We start from the raw sequence: 21,599 nt of genomic DNA on the forward strand, positions 1-21,599 counted from the left end.
AGTTCACCTCTTTATAATTCTTTTCTCTTTACAGCCTCCATAATGTAGCATTCTACTGTGTCTCCATCTTTAATGTCGTTAAACTTATCTATTGTAAGTCCACACTCATATCCTGCGTTTACTTCTTTTGCATCATCTTTGAATCTCTTTAAAGACGAAATAGTTGATTCAAATACCACTATTCCTTCTCTTATTATTCTTACATCTGCATTTCTCTTTAGCTTACCTGTCTGAACATAACATCCAGCAATAGTACCAACGCTTGATATCTTATATGTTTCACGAACTTCTGCATTTCCAATAACAACTTCTTTATATTCTGGTTCAAGCATTCCTATCATTGCAGATTTAACATCTTCTATAGCATCATATATTATTCTATATGTTTTTATATCTACTCCGTCTCTATCTGCTTGTGCAACTGCATTATTATCTGGTCTTACATTAAAGCCTATAACTATCGCATTTGAAGCTGCTGCTAAAGTTATATCTGTCTCTGTAATTGCACCAACAGCGCCATGTATTACTCTTACCTTTACATCATCAGTTGATAATTTTTCAAGTGACTGTTTTATAGCTTCAACAGATCCTTGAACATCAGCTTTAACTATGATATCAAGTTCTTTAACTTTTCCTTCTTTTATCTGATTATAAAGATCTTCAAGAGATACTCTATTTCCTCCAGATATAAATGATTCTTCTCTTTGTTTATCTTTTCTTGAATTTGCCATTATTCTTGCAGTTTTTTCATCTTTAACTTGGTTAAATCTATCTCCTGCTTCTGGCACTTCTGAAAGCCCTAATATTTCAACTGGAATAGAAGGTCCAGCACTCTTTATCTTTTTACCAGTATCATCAAACATTGCTCTTATTCTACCATATGTAGAACCTACAATAATTGAATCTCCAACATTTAAAGTACCATTTTGTACTAATAAGCTGGCAACTGGTCCTCTTCCTTTATCAAGCTTAGCTTCAATTACTGTTCCTCTTGCTCTTCTATCTTTATTAGCTTTAAGTTCAAGCATTTCTGCTGTTAAAAGAACCATTTCAAGAAGCTTATCTATATTAAGATTCTGTTTAGCTGAAACTTCTTGACATATAACGTCTCCGCCCCATTCTTCAGGAACAAGTCCTTGTTCTGAAAGTTCTTGTTTTACTCTATCTGGGTTTGCACCTGGTTTATCAATTTTATTAATTGCAACTACCATTGGAACATTTGCAGCCTTACAATGGTCTATAGCTTCTTTTGTCTGAGGCATTATTCCATCATCTGCTGCGACAACTAAAATTACTACATCTGTAATTTGAGCACCTCTTGCTCTCATTGCTGTAAATGCTTCATGTCCAGGAGTATCTAAGAATGTAATCTTTTCTCCTTTTATATTAATTGTGTACGCACCAATATGCTGAGTTATTCCACCTGCTTCATGCTGTGTTACTTTTGTCTTTCTTATACAATCAAGAAGAGATGTCTTACCATGGTCAACGTGTCCCATTACTGTAACAATAGGTGGTCTCTTTTCCATATTTTCTTCATCATCGTCTTCTGTTTCAACTTCTTCAAGTTCCTGATTTACTTCTTTCTTTTCAATCATTACATTATAATGTAAACATACTTTTTCTGCTGTTTCAAAATCGATTTCTTGATTTATTGCAGCCATAACTCCTGAAAACATTAATGTTTTTATAACATCATTTATTGGCTGGTTTAACTCTTCAGCAAGTTCTTTTACAGTTATACTTTCAGGAATTTCAATTGTTTCTATGCTGCTTTCATCTTCTTCAGAATCTTTTTCACTATCTTCAGATTTCTCATTCTTTTTCTTCTTTTTCTTTTTATTATTATTATTAAGTTCATCAGCAAGTATATCTTCGTATTCATCAACTATACTTTTATTCTCGCCTTCACTTTCCTCTTCTTTTGTATCGTCTTTCTTTTTACCTTCTAGAAGTTCTTTTATAAGATCAGCATCTTCCTCTTCAATTGTGCTCATATGATTTTTAACTTCTATATTAAATTCTTCCTTTAAAATGCTAATTAATTCTTTTGATGTTATATCTAATTCTTTTGCTAATTCGTGTACTCTTATTTTTGACATACAGTCACCCCCGTATTAATTTCTACTCATATATTTTTCCTCCTCATACAACTTTAATAATTTTTCAGAAATATTTTTATCTAATACTCCTAAAATTTTAATTTCGCTGCATCCAATTGCTGTAGCCAGCTCATATTTTGAGAAATCATTAATATATGAAATATTTTTTTCGTCACAATACTTAATAAATTTATCTTTTGACGACTTTGATAAATCATTTGACATTATTAATAAATATATTTCTTTATTATTTTTTGATTCAGTAAGTCTATTATAACCTTCAATTAATTTTCCAGCTTTTTTGGCAATACTTAAAAATCTTAGGAATCTACTCATTTTCTATTTCTTCCTTCAATTTATTATAAATATCATCATCTATCTGTATTTCAAGATTTCGGCTTAGCCTTCTAGTCTTAAATGCTTTTTCAAGGCAATCAGAATCTTTGCAGATATATGCACCTCTTCCAGATTTTTTGCCTGTTAAATCAACAGATACTTCACCATCAGAATTTTTTACTATTCTGATAAGTTCCTTCTTAGGTTTCATTTCCATACATCCAGTGCACATTCTCAATGGGATTTTTTTTGTTTTCATCAAAATCTCCCCCTTTATTTTTCCAAATCTTCTTCTGATTCAATATTTGAGTCAACATTTGATTCAATATTTTCATCATCATCTATATCAATTAACTGATCATCATCTATAGTTACTTCAGTATTTAATAATTCTTCTTCCTCTTCTTCAAGTTTTTCTTCTTGAGTTTTACTCTTTATATCAATTTTCCAATTTGTAAGTTTTGCTGCAAGTCTTACGTTTTGACCTTCCTTACCTATTGCAAGTGAAAGCTGATTATCATCTACAATTACCTTTGCACTCTTCTCATCTTCATTTGCAATAACATCAAGTACTTTTGCAGGACTTAATGCATTTGATATAAATTCTTTAGGATCTTTACTCCATTTTATTATGTCTATCTTTTCATTCTTTAATTCATCTACTATTCTTTGAACTCTGCTTCCTTTAGGTCCTACACAAGCACCCATTGGATCTACTTCTTCATTATTTGAACAAACTGCAATCTTTGTTCTTGAACCAGCTTCTCTTGAAATACTTTTTATTTCAACTAAACCATTAAATATTTCTGGCACTTCAAGTTCAAAAAGTCTCTTTACAAGACCTGGATGAGTTCTTGATACATGAATCTGAGGACCTTTTGTTCCATTTTTAACTTCTACAATATATAACTTAATTTTTTGATTGAATTTATATTCTTCATTTGGTATCTGTTCATTTGGAACAATAACTCCTTCAAGTTTTCCTAAATTAACAAAAACCATTCCTCTGTCTTTTCTTAAAACTGTTCCTGTTATTATATCAAATTCTTTTTCTTTATATTCATCATATATTATATTTCGTTCTGCTTCTTTTATTTTCTGTGTAATTGTCTGTTTAGCCTGCATTGCAGCAATTCTTCCAAAATTCTTAGGTGTAACTTCAATATCTATAATATCATCTACATCTTTTTTAGGATCAATTGCTTTAGCATCTTCAACTGAGATTTCTGTTACATCATCATATACTTCATCAACAACTGTTTTTTGAGAATAAACATGAATTTCTCCATTGTCTCTGTTCATTGTGACTTTAACATTTTGTGCATTTGAATTTACATTTGCATAATTCTTCTTATAAGCTGCAATTAAAGCATCCTCTATAGTTGTAAAAAGCACGTCCTCGCTTATGCCTTTTTCCTTTACTAATTCTTTAAGTGCACCTATAAATTCTTCATTCATTTTAAACCCTCCTAAGTTATATCTCCCCATCTAAATTTATTGTTTTTATTTTATCTTTAGGTATTTCTATTTTTTCATCTGCATCTACAATGATAATATTGTCTCTAAAATCCTCAAGTTTTCCAGTTATTGTTTTAGTACCATTTATTGCACTTCTTAATATTACTTTTACAAGGCTTCCAATAAATTTTTTTATATGTTCATCAGTAAATAACCTTCTATTAAGTCCTGGAGAAGATACTTCAAGATAATATGATTCACCTATAGGATCTTTTTCATCAAGGATGTCGCTTACCTTTCTTGAAACATTTTCACAATCATTTAGTGATATTGATCTTGCAGAATTATCTATATAAATTCTAAGATAATTTCTACCATCTTCTTTTACATATTCAACATGGTATAATTCATACCCTGAATTTTCGACTATAGGTTTTACAAAGCTTTCTATTTTATCTAATAAAACACTTCTATTCACAATCTCACCATCCTTTTATATTTATTAACATCTAATATATCTAACTTTTTTGTAATAAAAACGCAACTATATAAATTAGTTGCGTTACAAATAGAAAGAGCGGGTAAATATCCCCACTCCTTCTTCATCGCTATTAGCATTAATTCAATTTTAACATATCATAATACATATTACAATACTTTATTTAGAAATTCATGATAATATTTAAAGTTTCTCTATTTCTTTAATAAGTTCATCAACAAGTTCTTTTTCTTTTACTTTTTTTATTATTTTACCCTTTTTGAAAATTATTCCTTCTCCGATTCCACCTGCTATTCCTATATCAGCTTCTTTTGCTTCTCCAGGTCCATTAACAGCGCATCCCATAACAGCAACTTTTATTTCTTTTTTACAATTTTCTAATCTTTTCTCTACTTCGTTTGCAATTTTTATAAGGTTTATTCTCGTTCTTCCACATGTAGGACATGATACAAAAGTTACTCCGCCTTTTCTAAGTCCCAACGATTTTAATATCTCAATTCCTGTTTTTACTTCCAAAACAGGATCACATGTAAGAGATACTCTTATTGTATCTCCTATTCCTTCGGCTAAAAGAGTTCCTATTCCTATACTCGATTTTATTGTTCCTGAAAATTCAGTTCCTGACTCTGTAACTCCTAAATGAAGAGGATAATTACATTTTTTAGATATAAGCCTATATGCATCAATCATCATTTTTACATCTGATGATTTTATTGAAATAACTATATCATAAAAATTAATATCTTCAAGTATTTTTACATGTTTAAGTGCACTTTCAACTAATGCTTCAGAAGTAACTTTTCCATATTTTTCAAGAAGATCTTTTTCAAGAGATCCTGAATTAACACCAATTCTTATAGGAATATTTTTTTCTCTGCATTTGTCAGCTACCTTAATAACTCTTTCTCTATTTCCTATATTACCTGGATTTATTCTAAGAGCAGCCACACCATTTTCAATAGATTTAAGTGCAAGTCTATAATCAAAATGTATGTCTGCAACAACAGGGATTTCAGACTTTTCTGTTATATCTTTTAAAGCATCTGCATCTTCTTCATCTAAAACAGCTACTCTTACTATATCACAGCCTGCATCTTTTAATTCTTTTATCTGTTTTAAAGTGCTTTCTATGTCCTTTGTTCTTGTATTTGTCATAGATTGAACCGATATAGGTGAATCTAATCCAACATTAACACTTTTTACAGTAACTTTTCTTGTCATCTTTCTTTCAATCATTTCAAACACCTCTTCATATCTCTAAAACTTAATTGGAAAAAGAATATCTTTAACCGTTACAATAAGCATAAATGCCATAAGAAGCGCAAATCCTACAGTATTAATAACTCCTACTACTTTATCTGGTACTTTCTTTCCTGATATAAGTTCAATAAGAAGAATTACTGCCCATCCTCCATCTAAGGCAGGGAAAGGTAAAAGATTCATTACTGCAAGGTTAACACTAATAAAACCTGTAAAGAATATCAAATTCCATATACCTGATTTTGCAGTTTCAGCTGACATCTTAACAATTGAAACAGGGCCTCCGACATCAGTCTTTAAACTTAACTTTCCAGTAACTAAAAGTTTAAGACTTTGAAATGTCTGAGATACAAGCGATTTTGTCTGATTAAGACTTTCCGTAAAACTTGTAACTATAGAAGGATTCTGATCCACCTGAAAATAAATTCCAACCATATATAATCCTTCATCTGTCTTCTCTGGTGTAATATTAAATTCTTTCTTTTCTCCATCTCTTATTACTTCAACATTTACATCTTGACCTTTTAAAAGATTTATTCCTGTTGAAATATCTGAGTTTGAAAAAACTTTATGGTCATTTATCTTACTTATTTTATCATTTTCAAGTATTCCAGCTTCCTGTGCTGGAGAATTTGGAACTACATTATCAACAATAGTCTTCCTATATCCAAAGTTATATGTAATTGCCATAAATATCACTATAGCAAGAACATAGTTCATAAATGCACCAGCAAGTATTATGCTTATTCTTCTAAGAGGTGACTTACTTGAAAAACTTCCTTCTTCATCAGATGGCTGATCTTCACCTGTCATCTTTACATATCCTCCAATTGGAAGAAGTCCTATAGCATACGTAGTTTCCTTTCCTTTTATTTTAAAAAGATCAGGTCCCATTCCTATTGAAAATTTTTCTACTTTTACGCCGTTTATTTTAGCTAATGTAAAATGGCCTAGTTCATGTATAAGTATAAGAACTCCAAAAGCTAATATTGCCAAAATTATATACATTTAACTATCCTCCTTAATAATTTTCTCTTACATATTCTTTTACTTCTTTATCAATGTTTACTATATTTTCTATTGTTACCTCTTTATCAGCTTTTGTTTTAAAAGCGTCCAAAGCTTTCTTAACTATATCTGCTATATCTAGAAATGAAATTTTTTCCTTTAAAAACAAATCAACTGCTTCCTCATTTGCACCATTTAATATAGCTGGCATAAGTTTTCCATATTTCCCAGCATATATAGCTAGTTTTAAGCATTTAAATGTATCAAAGTCAGGCTTTTCAAAAGAAAGATCAAATAATTTATAAAAGTCTATTGTATCAGCTATTCTCTTTTTTCTATCACAATAATTAAGAGCATACTGTATAGGAAGCCTCATGTCCTGTGCTCCAAGTTCTGCAATTACCGCACCATCATTATACATAACCATAGAGTGAATAACGCTTTGCTTATGTATTACAACTTCTATATCATCAAATGGACAGTTAAAAAGCCAATGTGCTTCTATTATCTCAAGTCCTTTGTTCATCATTGTGGCTGAATCAACTGAAATTTTTCTTCCCATACTCCAGTTTGGATGATGCACTGTTTCAGACACGCTTACATTTTCTAAATCTTTTTTATTTTTTCCTCTAAATGGTCCACCCGATGCAGTAAGTATTATTTTTTTTACTTCTCTTTTATCATTTCCAAGAAGACATTGATATACTGCACTATGTTCAGAATCAACAGGAATTATTTTAACTCCATATTCTTTAGCCTTTCTCATTACAATTTCTCCTGCAACGACAAGAGTCTCTTTATTTGCAAGTGCAATATCCTTTTTGCTTTCAATAGCTTTAATAGTCGGAACAAGTCCTATCATACCAACAACAGATGTCACTACCATGTCAATTTCATCAAGTGATGCAATTTTATTAATTCCTTCAATTCCGCCTAATACAGATACTTCTTTTTTATTTTTCTGACAGTACTCTTTAATTTTTACACTACTCTTATAATCCATCATTGCAACATATTTTATATCAAATTCATTTATTATATCAATAACTTTCTCACATGACGTATTTGCAGTAATCCCTATTATTTTAATTGTTCCTTCGGATTTTCTTACAACATCAATAGTTTGCTCTCCTATAGACCCTGTAGCTCCTAAAATGGAAATTTTCTTTATCACAAATATCTCCTCATTTCTCTTCAATTGAAAATTATTTCTTTTGCAGCAATACTATATATTGGACCTATTATAATTCCTATCATTCCAAACATATTTATTCCAACATATATTGAGATCAGCATAACAAGAGGATGAATTGATAAGCTACTACTTAAAAGTTTAGCCTCAAGAACTTCACGTACAATTTGAACTAAAATGTAAAGACAGATAAGTCCACCTGCTAAAAAAAATTTCTTCATTACAATATTGTATATTATTATCGGAATAAATACAATTATTGTCCCTACATAAGGAAGTATATCTAATATACCACAAACAATAGAAATCATAAATGCATCAGGCACTCTTAAAATAATAAAACCACATAATATCTCTATCGTAGAAACAAGAACAAGAATAATTTCTACAATAAGCATCTGTTTTACACTTTCTTTTTGTGATTTTATTTTTTTTAAAATATTAAAAGGAATGATTATATCAAACATATCTATTATTTTGCTTCTATCTATTAATATAAAAAATGCTGCAATATTTGCAATAAAATACGCTAGAATTTTTTCTCCTGTTGACAAAGCTCCATTTTTTATATTTTCTCCTCCTATCATTGTAAAGAGGCTCTTAGTATAATCAAAATTGTCAAAAGCAACTTTATCAGCTATAAGTTTAAAATATTTATTAAGTAATTCAATATTAGAAATGTAAATTTTTTTTATTATATTTAAAATTTCATTTCCTAAATATAAAATTATGAGTATTGATATTATATTAATACTTATAATAGATAAAACAGCCGAAATATTTTTATTAATTCCAAGTTTAAAAAAAGTATTATACATTGGACTACATATAATAACTATAATAATCATGAATATAAATGGTTTAAAATATTCTTTTATCATAATTGCCGCAAAAGAAATAATTAAAAATGTCACTATAAGATATATGATTTTATTATATTCCTTCAAAATAAACATTACTCCTCTTTTCATGTTGCATAATAATATATGCTTTAAAAAAGATAATAAAAACTTTTAAATAAAAAAAACGCAAATCTGTATTTAAACAGATTTGCATTTTTTATAAACCTATAATAAATAATAAATAAAAAAATACTACCGCTGCAGAATAAATTATACTGTCAAATCTATCAAGAATTCCCCCATGACCTGGGATTAAGTTACTATAGTCCTTTATTCCTGAATATCTCTTAATTGAGGATGCTACAAGATCTCCAAATTGTCCAAATATTCCACATAAAAATCCTATTATAACGTAATGATACAAAGGCATTATGTTAACTTTTGATTGTACAAATATTCCAAATGCTCCGCAAAAAATCATAGCTCCTAAAAGACCTCCGACAGAACCTTCTATTGTCTTTTTAGGTGAAACTTTTGGGCATAATTTATGCTCTCCAAAATTTTTCCCTGCATAATACGCCGCTGTATCCGAAAGCCATGACCCTATAAATATAAGAAATACAAGATAATTTCCGTATGGCTTTGCATTAACAAGATATACAAAACTAAATAATATTCCTGCATACATAAATCCCAAAATTGTGAGAGAAACATCAACAAATGTAAATTTCAGATTTATTATTGGTATAATCATAAGTAGGAAAAAAGCTAATATAAGTATGTACATCATCTTTTCAAAATCATTTGAAATAATATAATATAATATAAGAAGTAAATACCCTGCTATGCTTATTGGCTTAAAATCAGCCTTTTTTATTGCATTATAAAATTCATACATTCCAAGTAAAGATAATATAAAAACAAATGTCTTTAAAAAAACTCCACCAAGAAATACAAATATAATAAATGGAGCAATCATAAAAGCACCAATATATCTATTATTAGATTTCATTTAAATCACTCCCTTACTTAATTTTTCCAAATCGTCTGTCCCTATTTTGATAATCATAAATTGCACGTCTAAGATCCTCTTCTTTAAAATCAGGCCAATTTATATTCGAATACCATAATTCTGAATAGGCACATTCCCATAATAAGAAATTACTTAATCTCTGTTCTCCTGAAGGTCTTATTATAATATCAGGATCAGGAATATTTTTAGTGTAAAGATATTTAGAAAAAATATCCTCAGTAACTTCTTCATTAAGTTTTCCTGATTTTGCATCTTGAACTATTGAATTTACAGCATTCACAATTTCATTTCGTCCACCATAATTCAAAGCAAGTACTAAATTTATATCTGTATTATCTTTTGTGAGATCCTCAAATTTTTTTATTGCTTTTTGTGCTGCTTCAGGAAGCTTAGTAATATCTCCTATTGTTCTAAGTCTTACTCCATTTTTATAACATTCTTTCATTTCAGAATTTAAATATAAAAGAAGAAGCTTCATTATAGCAGATACTTCCTCTTTGGGTCTAGCCCAATTTTCTGTAGAAAAAGTATAAAGCGTAAGATATTTAACACCTAATTTTTTTGCTTCAATTAAAATTTTCTTTACTGTTTTTACTCCAGCTTTATGTCCAGCAGAACGTGGAAGATTTCTTTTCTTTGCCCATCTTCCATTTCCATCCATTATAATGGCAACATGTTTGGGTATATTGTTAAAATCAAGTTCATGCTCTGTACTTTTTTCTTTAGAGTTAATAAACATTTTTATTTTCTCCTTCTTATCTTTATAAATGCATTAATAAAATAACAATATGGTAATACTTTATATAAGTATTACCATATAACTTAAAAAAATTTCTAAACAGATAAAACTTCTTTTTCTTTAGAAGCAATTACTTCTTCTATTTTCTTAACTATTTTATCTGTAATTTTCTGTACATCATCTTCGCCTTTTTTCATTTCGTCCTCAGACAAATCTAATTCCTTTTTTAAAGCTTTTATCTTATCATTAGCATCTCTTCTTACTGATCTAACAGCAACTTTTGCTTCTTCTCCAGCTTTTTTTACATTTTTAACTAAAGTTTTTCGTGTCTCTTCAGTTAATTCTGGAATTATTAATCTAATTATTGAACCATCATTTGAAGGATTCAAACCTAAATCAGATTTTAATATAGCTTTTTCTATATCTTTCAATAAAGTTTTTTCCCATGGAGCAACAACAAGCACTCTTGGTTCTGGTGCAGATACATTTGCTACCTGAGTTAACGGGCACATATTTCCATAATATTCAACTTGAATTCTATCAAGCATTGTTGGATTTGCTCTTCCAGCTTTCATTGTTTTTAAATCTGATTCCAATACAGAAACAGTTTTATTCATTTTTGTTTCTGCATTTTTTAGAATGTCTTTAATCATACTATTCCTCCTACTTTTTTGTAACTAAAGTTCCAATATTTTCTCCACTAATTACCCTTTTAATATTTCCTGGTTCATCAAGACCAAATACTATAATAGGAATATTATTATCCATGCAAAGAGATGTTGCAGTAGAATCCATTACTTGTAATCCTTGATCTAAAACCGCTATATATGATAGTGTATCATATTTTTTAGCATCTGCATACTTATGTGGATCTTTATCATAAACTCCATCAACTTTTTTAGCAAGAAGAATTGCATCTGCTTCTATTTCAGCTGCTCTTAATGCTGCTGTAGTATCTGTTGAAAAATATGGATTTCCAGTACCAGCTGCAAAAATTACTACTCTTCCTTTTTCTAAATGTCTCATTGCTCTTCTTCTTATAAATGGTTCTGCTACTTCTTTCATCTCTATTGCAGTTTGAACTCTTGTAAGAACTCCAACCTGCTCTAATGAATCTTGAAGAGCTAATGCATTTATACATGTTGCAAGCATTCCCATATAATCAGCAGTTGTTCTGTCCATTCCTTCTCCGCTTCTGCCTCTCCAAATATTTCCGCCACCTACAACTACACCGACTTCTACATTCATGTTAACAAGTTCCTTTATTTCTAAAGCTATTCTTTTTGCTACATTGAAATCAAGTCCAAATCCATTTACACCTGCTAAAGCTTCTCCTGAAAGTTTTAAAATAATTCTTTTGTACTTACAATCTGACATTTAAAATTACCTCCCAAAATGATTTAGATATATCTTTAAAAAAAGAGAACACAAAGTGTCCTCTTTGATTTCAATTATTTTCCCATTTGTTTTCTAACTTCTTCAGCAAAATCTTCTTGAACTTTTTCAATTCCTTCTCCACGTTCATATCTTGCGAATCTGTTAATCTTTATCTCTGTACCAGCTTCTTTTGATTTTTCCTGGACATATTTCTTTATTGTTTTGTCACTGTCCTTAACCCATAACTGATCTTCTAAACAAATTTCCTTTAAATATTTCTTGATTCTTCCCTGAACCATCTTTTCAACTATCTTTTCAGGTTTTCCTTCATTTAATGCTTGAACTTTGTAGATTTCTTTTTCTTTTTCTAAAGCTGCTTGATCTACATCGCTTTCATTTAAACATAAAGGATTAGCAGCTGCTATCTGCATACATACTTCCTTAGCTACTTCGTCAGCTTCTGGGCATTCTTTTGCACATGCAACTTCAAGTAATACTCCAATTCTTCCACCACCATGAATGTAGCTTCTAACAACTCCACTTTCAATTGTGTATTTTACGAATCTTCTAATAGTCATATTTTCACCAAGCTTTGCAATTAAAGCTTTTAATGAAGTTTCGATTGTGTTCTCACTATCAAATTTTTCTTTAAGTAAATCATCAACTGTTGCTACATTTGAATTTACAACTTTTTCAGCTAATTTTTCTGCAAATTCAATGAATTCTGCATTCTCAGATACGAAATCTGTTTCACAGTTAAATTCAACCATAGCTCCTGTCTTTTTGTCATCTGCTATGTATGTTTTTACTAATCCTTCTGCTGCAACTCTTCCAGATTTCTTAGCTGCATCAGCAAGACCTTTTTCTCTTAAAAATTCAATAGCTTTTTCTATATCTCCATCAGTCTTAACTAATGCCTTTTTACAGTCCATCATTTTTGAACCAGTTTTTTCTCTTAATTCTTTAACTAATTGTGCACTTATTGCTACCATTATTTAAATTCCTCCTTGAAAATATAAAATAATTATATTTAGAAAAAGGGTAACTGAAGTGAAACTTCACTTACCCATATATATTAGTTTTAAACTATTCTGCTACTTCTTCGCCCTGTTTTCCTTCTACAATAGCATCTGCCATTTTTGAAGTTATTAATTTTACAGCTCTTATAGCATCATCATTTCCAGGGATAACATAATCAACTTCTTCTGGATCACAGTTAGTATCTACAATAGCAACTACTGGGATTCCAAGTTTCTTAGCTTCTAATATAGCGTTCTTTTCTTTTCTTGGATCTACTATAAACATAGCTCCTATGTTTTCAGCATCTAAGTTTCTAATTCCGCCAAGATTTGCTTGAAGTTTTTCTAATTCAGCCTTAAGCTTAATAACTTCTTTTTTAGGAAGAACATCAAAAGTTCCGTCTTCTTCCATCTTTTCAATCTGAGCCATCTTCTTGATTCTGCTTTCAATTGTTACAAAGTTAGTTAGCATTCCACCTAACCATCTATTGTTAACATAATGCATGCTGCATCTTTTAGCTTCTTCTTCAATAGCTTCCTGAGCTTGTTTCTTAGTTCCTACAAATAATACATCTTTTCCTTCTTCTGCAACTGATTTAACAAAGTTGTAAGCTTCTTCAGCCTTTTTAACAGTTTTCTGAAGATCGATTATATATATTCCATTTCTTTCTGTGAAAATATATGGAGCCATCTTAGGATTCCATCTTCTTGTTTGGTGTCCGAAATGTACACCTGCTTCTAATAATTGTTTCATTGATATTACTGACATTTTAGTACCTCCTTGGTTTTTACCTCCATTATCTTCAGCTTTATATATCGTTTCAATTTGAAACACCACTATATAAATTAGATAATGTGTGAATTTGTTACCGTAGATAGTATATCACATGAATTCCATCATAGCAACAATAATTTATAATTTTTCAGTATTTTCTATTTTATTTTTTTTAATTCATCAATTAGCTTTTCATTAAGAACATGTATATATGTTCCTTTCATCCCAAGAGATCTTGACTCTATTACTCCAGCGCTTTCAAATTTTCGAAGTGCATTTACAATAACACTTCTTGTAATTCCTACTTTATCTGCTATTTTTGAAGCTACAAGAAGTCCTTCGTTTCCATTAAGTTCACTAAATATATGTTCTACAGCTTCTAATTCTGAATAAGAAAGTGTTCCAATTGCAAGTTGAACAACTGCTTTTTTTCTTGCTTCTTCTTCAAGTTCATCTTGCATTGAACGAAGTATTTCCATTCCTACAATTGTAGCACTGTACTCTGCAAGTACAAGGTCATCATCAGTAAATGTCTTTCCAAATCTAGCTAAAATAAGAGTTCCTACTCTTTCTCTACTTCCCATTATCGGAACAATAGTAGATAATTTGTCTAGATTTTTGCAATTTCCTACTTCCTGAAACACACATCTACCTTCATTTAGAGAGTTTGACACTGTATCATTTGTCTTAAGCAAAAGTTCATTATAATCTGATGGAAATTTTTTATCCTGAATTACTTTCTTTTTCATTGCCTCGCATTGAAATCCGTTACCAAAGGCATATCCCAATACTTTTCCTTTTTTACTTATTATATATACATTACATTCCATTACATCACTTAAAAGTGAACATATATCCTGAAATGCTATCGGTTCAGTTCCTGATCTTTGCAATATTTTATTGAGTTTCCTTGTTTTAATCAATAATGATGATGACATGTTCAATCCTCCCTGGTAATCTCTATAAATATCAAATTTTTGAATGTTTATATTCAAAAAATTCAAAATTTTCAAAATGACATCTTAATAAAGTTTACCATATCAAACTGCTCATTTCAACAATATTTTCTAATAGTCGACAAGATGCTATTTTTCTGTTTCTTCTTTAGGCATTTCTTTTTTATAATCACATTCTGAATTTGAGCATTGAACATATTGTCCTTTTGATTTTGAATATTTCATAACCATATATGAACCACATTTAGGACATTTTTCTTTTACAGGCTGATACCAACTTACAAACTTGCATTCTGGATATCCAGAGCAGCCAAAGAATTTCTTACCTCTTCTGCTTCGTTTAACTACAATATTTTTTCCACATTCAGGGCATGGAACATCTAATTTCTCTACAATAGGTTTGGCATTTTTACATTCAGGATATCCTGGACATGCTAAGAAATCTCCATATCTTCCATGTTTTATAACCATAAACCTTCCACATTTTTCACACTTTACATCACTAACTTTATCTTCAATAACTACTTTAGATATTTCTTTTTCTGCTTTATCAATAGCAACTCTAAGTGGAGAATAGAAATCATCAACTATTTTAGTCCAATCTTTACTTCCATGTTCTACATCATCAAGTTTTTCTTCCATATCAGCTGTAAAATCAACATCAACTATCTGTTTAAAATATTGACTAACTATATTATTTACAATTCCTCCAAGTTCAGTTGGAATTAATGTCTTTTTTTCTCTTTCTACATATCTTCTGCTCACTAAAGTTGAAATTGTAGGAACATATGTGCTTGGTCTTCCAATTCCTTTTTCTTCTAAAAGTTTTACAAAAGATGCTTCTGTATATCTTGGAAGCGGTTGAGTAAAATGTTTAGATGCATCTATAGTATCTGAATCTAATTTTTCTCCCTCTTCTATTTGAGGAAGCATCTTTGAATTTTCATCATCTTCTGTCTTATATTCATAAGCTTTCATAAATCCATCAAATGTTACATTACACCCATTTGCTTTAAATTTATAATCGCCATTTAAGATTTCTGCTGACACAGTATCTAAATCACATGATGCCATTTGGCTTGCTATAAATCTATTCCATATAAGTGAATAAAGTTTATACTGTTCAGGTTTAAGATTAGCTTTTGCAATTTGAGGAGTAATTTCTATATAAGTAGGTCTTATTGCTTCATGCGCATCTTGAATATTTTTTTTACTTTTATATATTCTCTCTTTATCTGGAATATATTCTTTTCCATATTCTTTTTCTATAAACTCTTTTGCACTGTTTCGTGCTTCTTCAGATATTCTTACAGAGTCTGTTCTCATATATGTTATAAGACCAACTGTTCCATAGCTTTTTATTTCTACACCTTCATATAAAATCTGTGCTATAGACATTGTTCTTTTTGTCATATAATTAAGTTTTCTATTAGCATCCTGCTGAAGAGTACTTGTTGTAAAAGGTGGAAGTGGATTTCTTGTTTTTTTACCTTTCTTAACAGTTTTTACAATAAAATCATTACTTTTAATATCTTTTAATATTTTTTCTGCTTCATTTTCGGTATTTATATCAATTTTTTTATCTTTATACTTTAAAAGTTTTACTTTAAACTTCTTTGCATGTTTCTTTAATACACAATCTATTGTCCAATATTCTTTTGGAACAAAATCATTAATTTCTTTTTCTCTATCGCATATTAATTTTAGTGCTGCAGACTGAACTCTTCCTGCACTTAGTCCCCATTTTACATTTTTCCATAATATTGGACTTATTTGATAACCAACCAGTCTATCTAAAATTCTACGTGCTTGCTGTGCATCTACAAGACTTAAGTTTATTGTTCTTGGCTTTTTTAATGAACCTTTAACCGCATTTTTTGTTATTTCGTTAAATTCTATTCTACATTTTTCATTATCTGGAATCTTTAAAATATTAGCTAAATGCCATGATATAGCTTCTCCCTCTCTATCAGGGTCGGTTGCGAGATAAACTTTGTCTGATTTTTTTGCTGCCTTTTTTAGTTTAGCAATAAGTTCTCCCTTACCTCGTATTGTTATATATTTAGGAAGATAATTCTTTTCAACATCAACTCCTAAAGTACTCTTAGGAAGATCACGTACATGACCCATGGATGCTTCTACTGTATAATTCTTTCCTAAATATTTACCTATTGTTTTAGCTTTAGCTGGCGATTCAACTATTACAAGTTTTTGACCCATATGAAGAGCTCCATAAATTATGGAGCATTCACCCCCTATTATTTTATATTACGCGGACATAGTAATTACCAGGAAGGCATATAATCTCATTTTTCATCTGCATTTCAAATAAAAGAGCATAGAGTACTCCTGCATCCATTTTTACTTTTCTAACTATTTCATCTACATGAATTGGAGAATTGTTAATAACATTTAATATATTAATTTTATCAACCGATATATTATTAAATGTTTCTTTTATAGATACCGAATCTAACGAAAGTTCATCTTTTATATCTTGAAATTCAGTTAAGACCTGTGCTCCATCCTGTATGAGTTTATTTGAACCTAACGCACCACTATAAAGATATGAGCCAGGTACTATAAAAACAGCTTTTCCTTTTTCCATTGCATACCTTGCTGTAATAAGCGCTCCACTCTTTTTTGCTGCTTCAGCTACAATTAAACATTTACTTAATCCACTAATTATTCTGTTGCGTCTTGGAAAATTATATTTATTTGGCATTGTTCCGGGAAGAAATTCAGAAACCAAAAGACCAGTTTCTGATATTTTATCAAACATTTTTAAATTTTCCCTAGGATATGCTATATCTATCCCACATCCCAATATACAAATATTTTTTCCATCACATTTTAAAGCCTGTTTATGTGCAATTGAATCAATTCCTCTTGCACCACCGCTTATAAGCGTTATATTATTAGTAATAAGTTCATTTGTCAAGAGTTTTGTTACTGCGATTCCATATTTTGAGCAATTTCTAGAGCCTACAATCCCAACACATTTGTCAAAAATCGTATTAATATTTCCTTTATAAAATAATATGTATGGCATTTGTGAAATATTGCTCAATCTTTCTCTATATCTAGAATCACAGCATGTTATGTATGATATCTTTTCATTACATATTTTTCTTTCAAGAGCTGAAATATCTCTTATAATACTTTCTTTATTAAAATTTTCAAACTTTTTTTTCAAGATATTATTTTTATTTATTATTTCTTCAAAATTTAAATATACATTTTCAGGACTTTTATATTCGTCTAACAATTTCAATTTTCTACTGTTAGTAATCTCTAAAATTGCAAACCATAATTCATAATTCATAATCTTTCACCCTATATAACATCTCCATTAATATTTTTTCTATACTGAATTGCTTCTATTATGTGCATATCTTTTATATCGTTTTCATTTTCTATATCAGCTATAGTTCTTGCAAGTTTAATAACTTTTCCAAATCCTCTTATGGAAACACCAGATGTATTATAATAATATTCAAGGATATCTTTACACTTTTTATTTATCCTGCATATATCAAATATTTCTTTTCCTTTTACATCAGAATTAAGTTTATATATTGTTCCTTTATATCTTTCTTTCTGCATTCTTCGCGCATTTCTAACTTTTTCTTTCATATCTTTAGAACTTATATTTTCTTTATCAATATTTTTTAGTTCTTCATATTTAAGCTTAGGTACATGATTCATTATATCAATTCTATCAAGAAGAGCATCTGATATTTTTCTTAAATACTTTCTGCTTATATTTGCATATGTATAACTACTTTTCTCCATGTCAATATCTTTATGTTCTGACGGATTAAATGCACCTACAAGTAAAAAATCAGCTGGCATTTTATACGATCTATTCCTTCTTATAATATTTATAGATTTCTCCTCTAATGGTTCTAAAAGCGCTTCTAAAGTTTCTTTTTTAAATTCAAGAAATTCATCAAGAAATAGTACACCTTTATGAGCCAAAGTAATCTCTCCAGGTTTTACATCCTTGCCTCCTCCTATTAACCCCATATTAGTTATTGTATGATGAGGAGATCTAAACGGTGGATACGAAAACTGAGATTCTTTTGTCATTCCTATTATGCTATATATCTTTATAACATCTAATTTTTCTTCATATGTAAGTTCAGGCATAATAGTTGGAATAGCTTTTGCAAGCATTGTCTTGCCACATCCGGGTTCTCCATATAAAATAATATTATGTCCACCACTCACTGCTATTTCAATAGCTCTTTTTGAAGAATAGTGACCTATTATATTTTCAAACCTTAAAGCATCTAAAAAATCCTTCTTTTCTGTTTTCTCTTTCTTTTCATATGGAAGAACATCATTATATGTTATAAATGAAATAACTTCTTTAAGAGTTTCAAATGGATAATATATTCCTCTATTAATAAAATCCACTTCATCAATATTATCTATTGGAAAGATTATTTTATTTATATCCTTTTCTATTGATTTTACTATTATAGGAACAACTCCACTAACTCTGTTTATCTTACCAAATAAAGAAAGCTCACCTAAAATTACAAAATCATCAAGATTTTTCTTTTCTATCTGATTTGATTCCATAAGTATCCCGATTGCTATAGGAAGATCAAGAAGTGTTCCTATCTTTTTTACATCTGCAGGAGCAAGATTTATCGTAATTCTCCCAAGAGGAAATTTATATCCTGAATTTTTTATTGCAGAACGCACCCTCTCTTTTGCTTCCTTTATAGATACATCAGGCAAACCAACAATCTGAAACTGAGGCATACCTTTACATATATCTATCTCAACATCTACAAGGACTCCATCTAAAGCAGTGTGAGTCCCACTTATTATCTTTGTTGCCATATATACATCACCCATTTTAATTTTTACCATATTTATTTTTTATAAACATACGATGTTTATTTTTTTATTTTATGTTAAAAATCAAGAAGGGAGGATTTTATAATGAAATATTTAAATAGAGCTATAGGTTCATTCTGTGAAGATATATGCTGCAATTATCTTAAAAATAATAAATATAAAATATTAGATAGAAATTTTAGAAATAGACTTGGAGAACTTGATATTATATGTTTAGACAATAGAACTATTGTCATAATAGAAGTGAAAGGACGTTTTTCTTTAAATTATGGAACACCTTTAGAAGCTGTAAATTATAATAAAAGAAATATTATTATAAAACTTACAAAATATTATTTATATAAAAAACAAATCTCAGATATGAATATAAGATTTGACATCATTGAAGTTTATCTTAATAACAAAAAATCTAAATACACCATAAATCATATAAAAGATGCATTTAGATTATATTAATTTTAGATATCTTCACATATTTTTTTTAAAAAGCTTTTTCTGTGGATATCAGAAAGACCATATTTCTTTATAGCTTCTATATGCTCTTTAGTTCCATATCCAGCATTATGCTCAAAATGATAGTATTTATATGCAAGTGCATACTTTTCCATAAGGTTATCTCTATAAACCTTAGCTACAATTGATGCTGCAGCTATAGAAGCACTTTTAGTATCTCCTTTTATTACATATTTATTTAATAATTTTATATTTCTTACTGGATATCCATCTGATAAAACCATATCAGGTATCTTTTTAAGACCATCTATAGAATCAAGAAACACTTTATTATTTGCATATGCTATACCTTTTTTGTCTATGTCTTTCGCTGAGACCTCTGCTATTGAATAAGAAACTGCTTTTTCTTTTATAATTGCAGATAATTTTTCTCTTTTCTTTTTCGAAAGTTTTTTAGAATCATTTAAACCTAAAATAAGTTCATCATCACAAATATTAAGGTCTAATATAACAGAGCATGCAACTATAGGGCCTGCAAGTGGGCCTCTTCCGACTTCATCAACACCTGCTATAAAATTGTAATTTCCAGAACTTTTATCAAAATTATACATAGTTTTAACACGCTGCACTTCATGTTTTTTCTTTTCTATCATCTTTTCAATTTTTAGTGCAATATTATTCACACTTTTTCTTTTATCTTTTTTTAATTCTTCTATAAAATTATCCAAATCATATTCTAAAAAAAGATCATTTAAGTCTTTATCTTTTATAAGATTTGAAATCTCGTGTGCTTTCATTTTTTTAATTAAATTTAAATCAAAACTCATTTTTTATTAGGAACTTCAAACGAAATCTTTCCTATCTTTCCTCCTCTAAACTCATCAAGAAGTGAATTTGCAATTCTATTATAATCAATTTCTCCACCTTTTATTAATGCTCCTCTTTTCTTAGCCATAGCATTTAAAGTGTCAAGTGGATTCTCAAATATTTCATCTAATTTATATCTTGCCTTAAGTATTTCAGGATAATCTTTTTGAAGTTTTTCTACAAGTTTAAGTGCAAGATATTCGTTATCCATTACCTCATCTTTTATAGCACCTGTAAATGCTAAATTAAGAGCTGTTTTATCATCCTGTAGTTTTGGCCATAATACACCTGGAGTATCTAAAAGTTCAATCTGAGCTTTAGTCCTTATCCATTGCTTGCTTTTAGTAACTCCTGGCTTATTACCTGTCTTTGCTGTACTATTTCTTGCAATCTTATTTATAAATGTTGATTTTCCTACATTAGGTATTCCAACAACCATAGCTCTTATTGTATAACTTTTTATTCCTTTTCTTTCAAGGCTTTCATATTTTTCTTTTAAAAGTTTCATAAGTGCTGGTTTTATTGAATTTATCCCACTTCCGTTTAATGAATTTGCTTCAATTGCCATTACTCCATCATTAGTAAGATACTCAATCCATTTTTTAGTTATATTTCTATCACTTAAATCGCTTTTATTCAAAATAATAAGGCGTTTTTTATCTTTTAATATTTTATCTATATCAGGATTTTTAGAACTCTCTGGTATTCTAGCATCTCTTATTTCAATTACTGCGTCAACCAATTTCAAATTTTCTCTTATTTCTCTCTGAGTTTTTCTCATATGCCCAGGAAACCAGTTTATTGCCAT

General features: G+C 29.4%; 22 protein-coding genes. 1 reads left to right on the plus strand and 21 read right to left on the minus strand.

The genetic code is table 11. The features are described 5' to 3' along the window. Window positions 1-11: 11 nt before the first annotated feature. The 19 genes from infB to MTX53_RS07830 all read right to left on the minus strand — a co-directional run bounded on the left by infB (window position 12) and on the right by MTX53_RS07830 (window position 19,453). On the minus strand, window positions 12-2,102 hold the full coding sequence (gene infB, locus MTX53_RS07740; protein WP_244833159.1) for a translation initiation factor IF-2: 2,091 nt from the start codon (window positions 2,100-2,102) through the stop codon (window positions 12-14). Between the two features lie 15 nt (window positions 2,103-2,117). Next, window positions 2,118-2,438: a ribosomal L7Ae/L30e/S12e/Gadd45 family protein gene (locus tag MTX53_RS07745; RefSeq protein ID WP_244833160.1), complete on the minus strand. Its 321-nt coding sequence runs from the start codon at window positions 2,436-2,438 to the stop codon at window positions 2,118-2,120. Beyond that, on the minus strand, window positions 2,431-2,697 hold the full coding sequence (locus tag MTX53_RS07750; protein WP_244833161.1) for a YlxR family protein: 267 nt from the start codon (window positions 2,695-2,697) through the stop codon (window positions 2,431-2,433). Before MTX53_RS07750 ends, MTX53_RS07745 begins: the two co-directional genes overlap by 8 nt. 14 nt (window positions 2,698-2,711) lie before the next feature. After that, entirely contained in the window at window positions 2,712-3,896 is a 1,185-nt protein-coding gene (nusA, locus tag MTX53_RS07755) for a transcription termination factor NusA (protein ID WP_244833162.1), read from the minus strand. A 16-nt stretch (window positions 3,897-3,912) separates the two neighbouring features. Continuing rightward, a complete protein-coding gene (gene rimP, locus MTX53_RS07760) occupies window positions 3,913-4,374 on the minus strand; it encodes a ribosome maturation factor RimP (protein WP_244833163.1) in 462 nt (153 codons plus the stop codon). Between the two features lie 204 nt (window positions 4,375-4,578). Continuing rightward, window positions 4,579-5,628 carry a flavodoxin-dependent (E)-4-hydroxy-3-methylbut-2-enyl-diphosphate synthase gene (gene ispG / locus MTX53_RS07765; protein WP_280527290.1) on the minus strand — a complete coding sequence of 350 codons (1,050 nt, stop codon included), beginning with the start codon at window positions 5,626-5,628 and terminating at the stop codon, window positions 4,579-4,581. A gap of 24 nt (window positions 5,629-5,652) precedes the next feature. Further along, window positions 5,653-6,663, minus strand: coding sequence for an RIP metalloprotease RseP (gene rseP, locus MTX53_RS07770; protein WP_244833165.1), 1,011 nt, complete (start codon window positions 6,661-6,663; stop codon window positions 5,653-5,655). A gap of 13 nt (window positions 6,664-6,676) precedes the next feature. Further along, the gene (gene dxr / locus MTX53_RS07775) at window positions 6,677-7,834 is read right to left on the minus strand and encodes a 1-deoxy-D-xylulose-5-phosphate reductoisomerase (RefSeq protein WP_244835478.1); all 1,158 of its coding nucleotides are present in this window, start codon (window positions 7,832-7,834) and stop codon (window positions 6,677-6,679) included. A gap of 23 nt (window positions 7,835-7,857) precedes the next feature. Continuing rightward, the gene (locus MTX53_RS07780) at window positions 7,858-8,811 is read right to left on the minus strand and encodes an AI-2E family transporter (RefSeq protein WP_244833167.1); all 954 of its coding nucleotides are present in this window, start codon (window positions 8,809-8,811) and stop codon (window positions 7,858-7,860) included. Between the two features lie 103 nt (window positions 8,812-8,914). Next, complete coding sequence (locus tag MTX53_RS07785; RefSeq protein ID WP_244833168.1) at window positions 8,915-9,709, minus strand: phosphatidate cytidylyltransferase; 795 nt, start codon at window positions 9,707-9,709, stop codon at window positions 8,915-8,917. 13 nt (window positions 9,710-9,722) lie between these two features. Then, window positions 9,723-10,469, minus strand: coding sequence for an isoprenyl transferase (locus MTX53_RS07790; protein ID WP_244833169.1), 747 nt, complete (start codon window positions 10,467-10,469; stop codon window positions 9,723-9,725). Window positions 10,470-10,564: 95 nt separating this feature from the next. After that, window positions 10,565-11,122, minus strand: coding sequence for a ribosome recycling factor (gene frr, locus MTX53_RS07795; protein ID WP_244833170.1), 558 nt, complete (start codon window positions 11,120-11,122; stop codon window positions 10,565-10,567). A 10-nt stretch (window positions 11,123-11,132) separates the two neighbouring features. Next, window positions 11,133-11,846, minus strand: coding sequence for a UMP kinase (gene pyrH, locus MTX53_RS07800; protein WP_244833171.1), 714 nt, complete (start codon window positions 11,844-11,846; stop codon window positions 11,133-11,135). A 74-nt stretch (window positions 11,847-11,920) separates the two neighbouring features. Continuing rightward, window positions 11,921-12,838 carry a translation elongation factor Ts gene (gene tsf, locus MTX53_RS07805; RefSeq protein WP_244833173.1) on the minus strand — a complete coding sequence of 306 codons (918 nt, stop codon included), beginning with the start codon at window positions 12,836-12,838 and terminating at the stop codon, window positions 11,921-11,923. A gap of 94 nt (window positions 12,839-12,932) precedes the next feature. Next, window positions 12,933-13,634, minus strand: coding sequence for a 30S ribosomal protein S2 (gene rpsB, locus MTX53_RS07810; protein ID WP_244833175.1), 702 nt, complete (start codon window positions 13,632-13,634; stop codon window positions 12,933-12,935). Between the two features lie 164 nt (window positions 13,635-13,798). After that, window positions 13,799-14,578 carry a GTP-sensing pleiotropic transcriptional regulator CodY gene (codY, locus tag MTX53_RS07815; protein ID WP_244833177.1) on the minus strand — a complete coding sequence of 260 codons (780 nt, stop codon included), beginning with the start codon at window positions 14,576-14,578 and terminating at the stop codon, window positions 13,799-13,801. 147 nt (window positions 14,579-14,725) lie between these two features. After that, window positions 14,726-16,816, minus strand: a complete 2,091-nt coding sequence (gene topA, locus MTX53_RS07820) for a type I DNA topoisomerase (protein WP_244833179.1) — start codon at window positions 16,814-16,816, stop codon at window positions 14,726-14,728. A 43-nt stretch (window positions 16,817-16,859) separates the two neighbouring features. Further along, window positions 16,860-17,921 carry a DNA-processing protein DprA gene (gene dprA / locus MTX53_RS07825; RefSeq protein ID WP_244833181.1) on the minus strand — a complete coding sequence of 354 codons (1,062 nt, stop codon included), beginning with the start codon at window positions 17,919-17,921 and terminating at the stop codon, window positions 16,860-16,862. A gap of 11 nt (window positions 17,922-17,932) precedes the next feature. Beyond that, window positions 17,933-19,453, minus strand: a complete 1,521-nt coding sequence (locus tag MTX53_RS07830) for a YifB family Mg chelatase-like AAA ATPase (RefSeq protein WP_244833183.1) — start codon at window positions 19,451-19,453, stop codon at window positions 17,933-17,935. Window positions 19,454-19,555: 102 nt separating this feature from the next. Here MTX53_RS07830 and MTX53_RS07835 point away from each other — a divergent pair, with 102 nt between their 5' ends. Beyond that, the gene (locus MTX53_RS07835) at window positions 19,556-19,927 is read left to right on the plus strand and encodes a YraN family protein (protein ID WP_244833184.1); all 372 of its coding nucleotides are present in this window, start codon (window positions 19,556-19,558) and stop codon (window positions 19,925-19,927) included. Window positions 19,928-19,929: 2 nt separating this feature from the next. On the opposite strand, the gene MTX53_RS07840 is transcribed toward MTX53_RS07835, so the two are convergent. Together MTX53_RS07840 and ylqF are read right to left on the minus strand one after the other, a co-directional pair. Then, complete coding sequence (locus tag MTX53_RS07840; protein ID WP_244833185.1) at window positions 19,930-20,751, minus strand: ribonuclease HII; 822 nt, start codon at window positions 20,749-20,751, stop codon at window positions 19,930-19,932. Then, window positions 20,748-21,599 (minus strand): ribosome biogenesis GTPase YlqF, encoded by an 852-nt coding sequence (ylqF, locus tag MTX53_RS07845; protein WP_244833186.1) that lies wholly within the window; start codon window positions 21,597-21,599, stop codon window positions 20,748-20,750. The genes MTX53_RS07840 and ylqF overlap by 4 nt, the downstream gene beginning before the upstream one ends.

It is taken from the genome of Clostridium sp. BJN0001, assembly GCF_022869825.1.
Taxonomy (GTDB): domain Bacteria; phylum Bacillota; class Clostridia; order Clostridiales; family Clostridiaceae; genus Clostridium.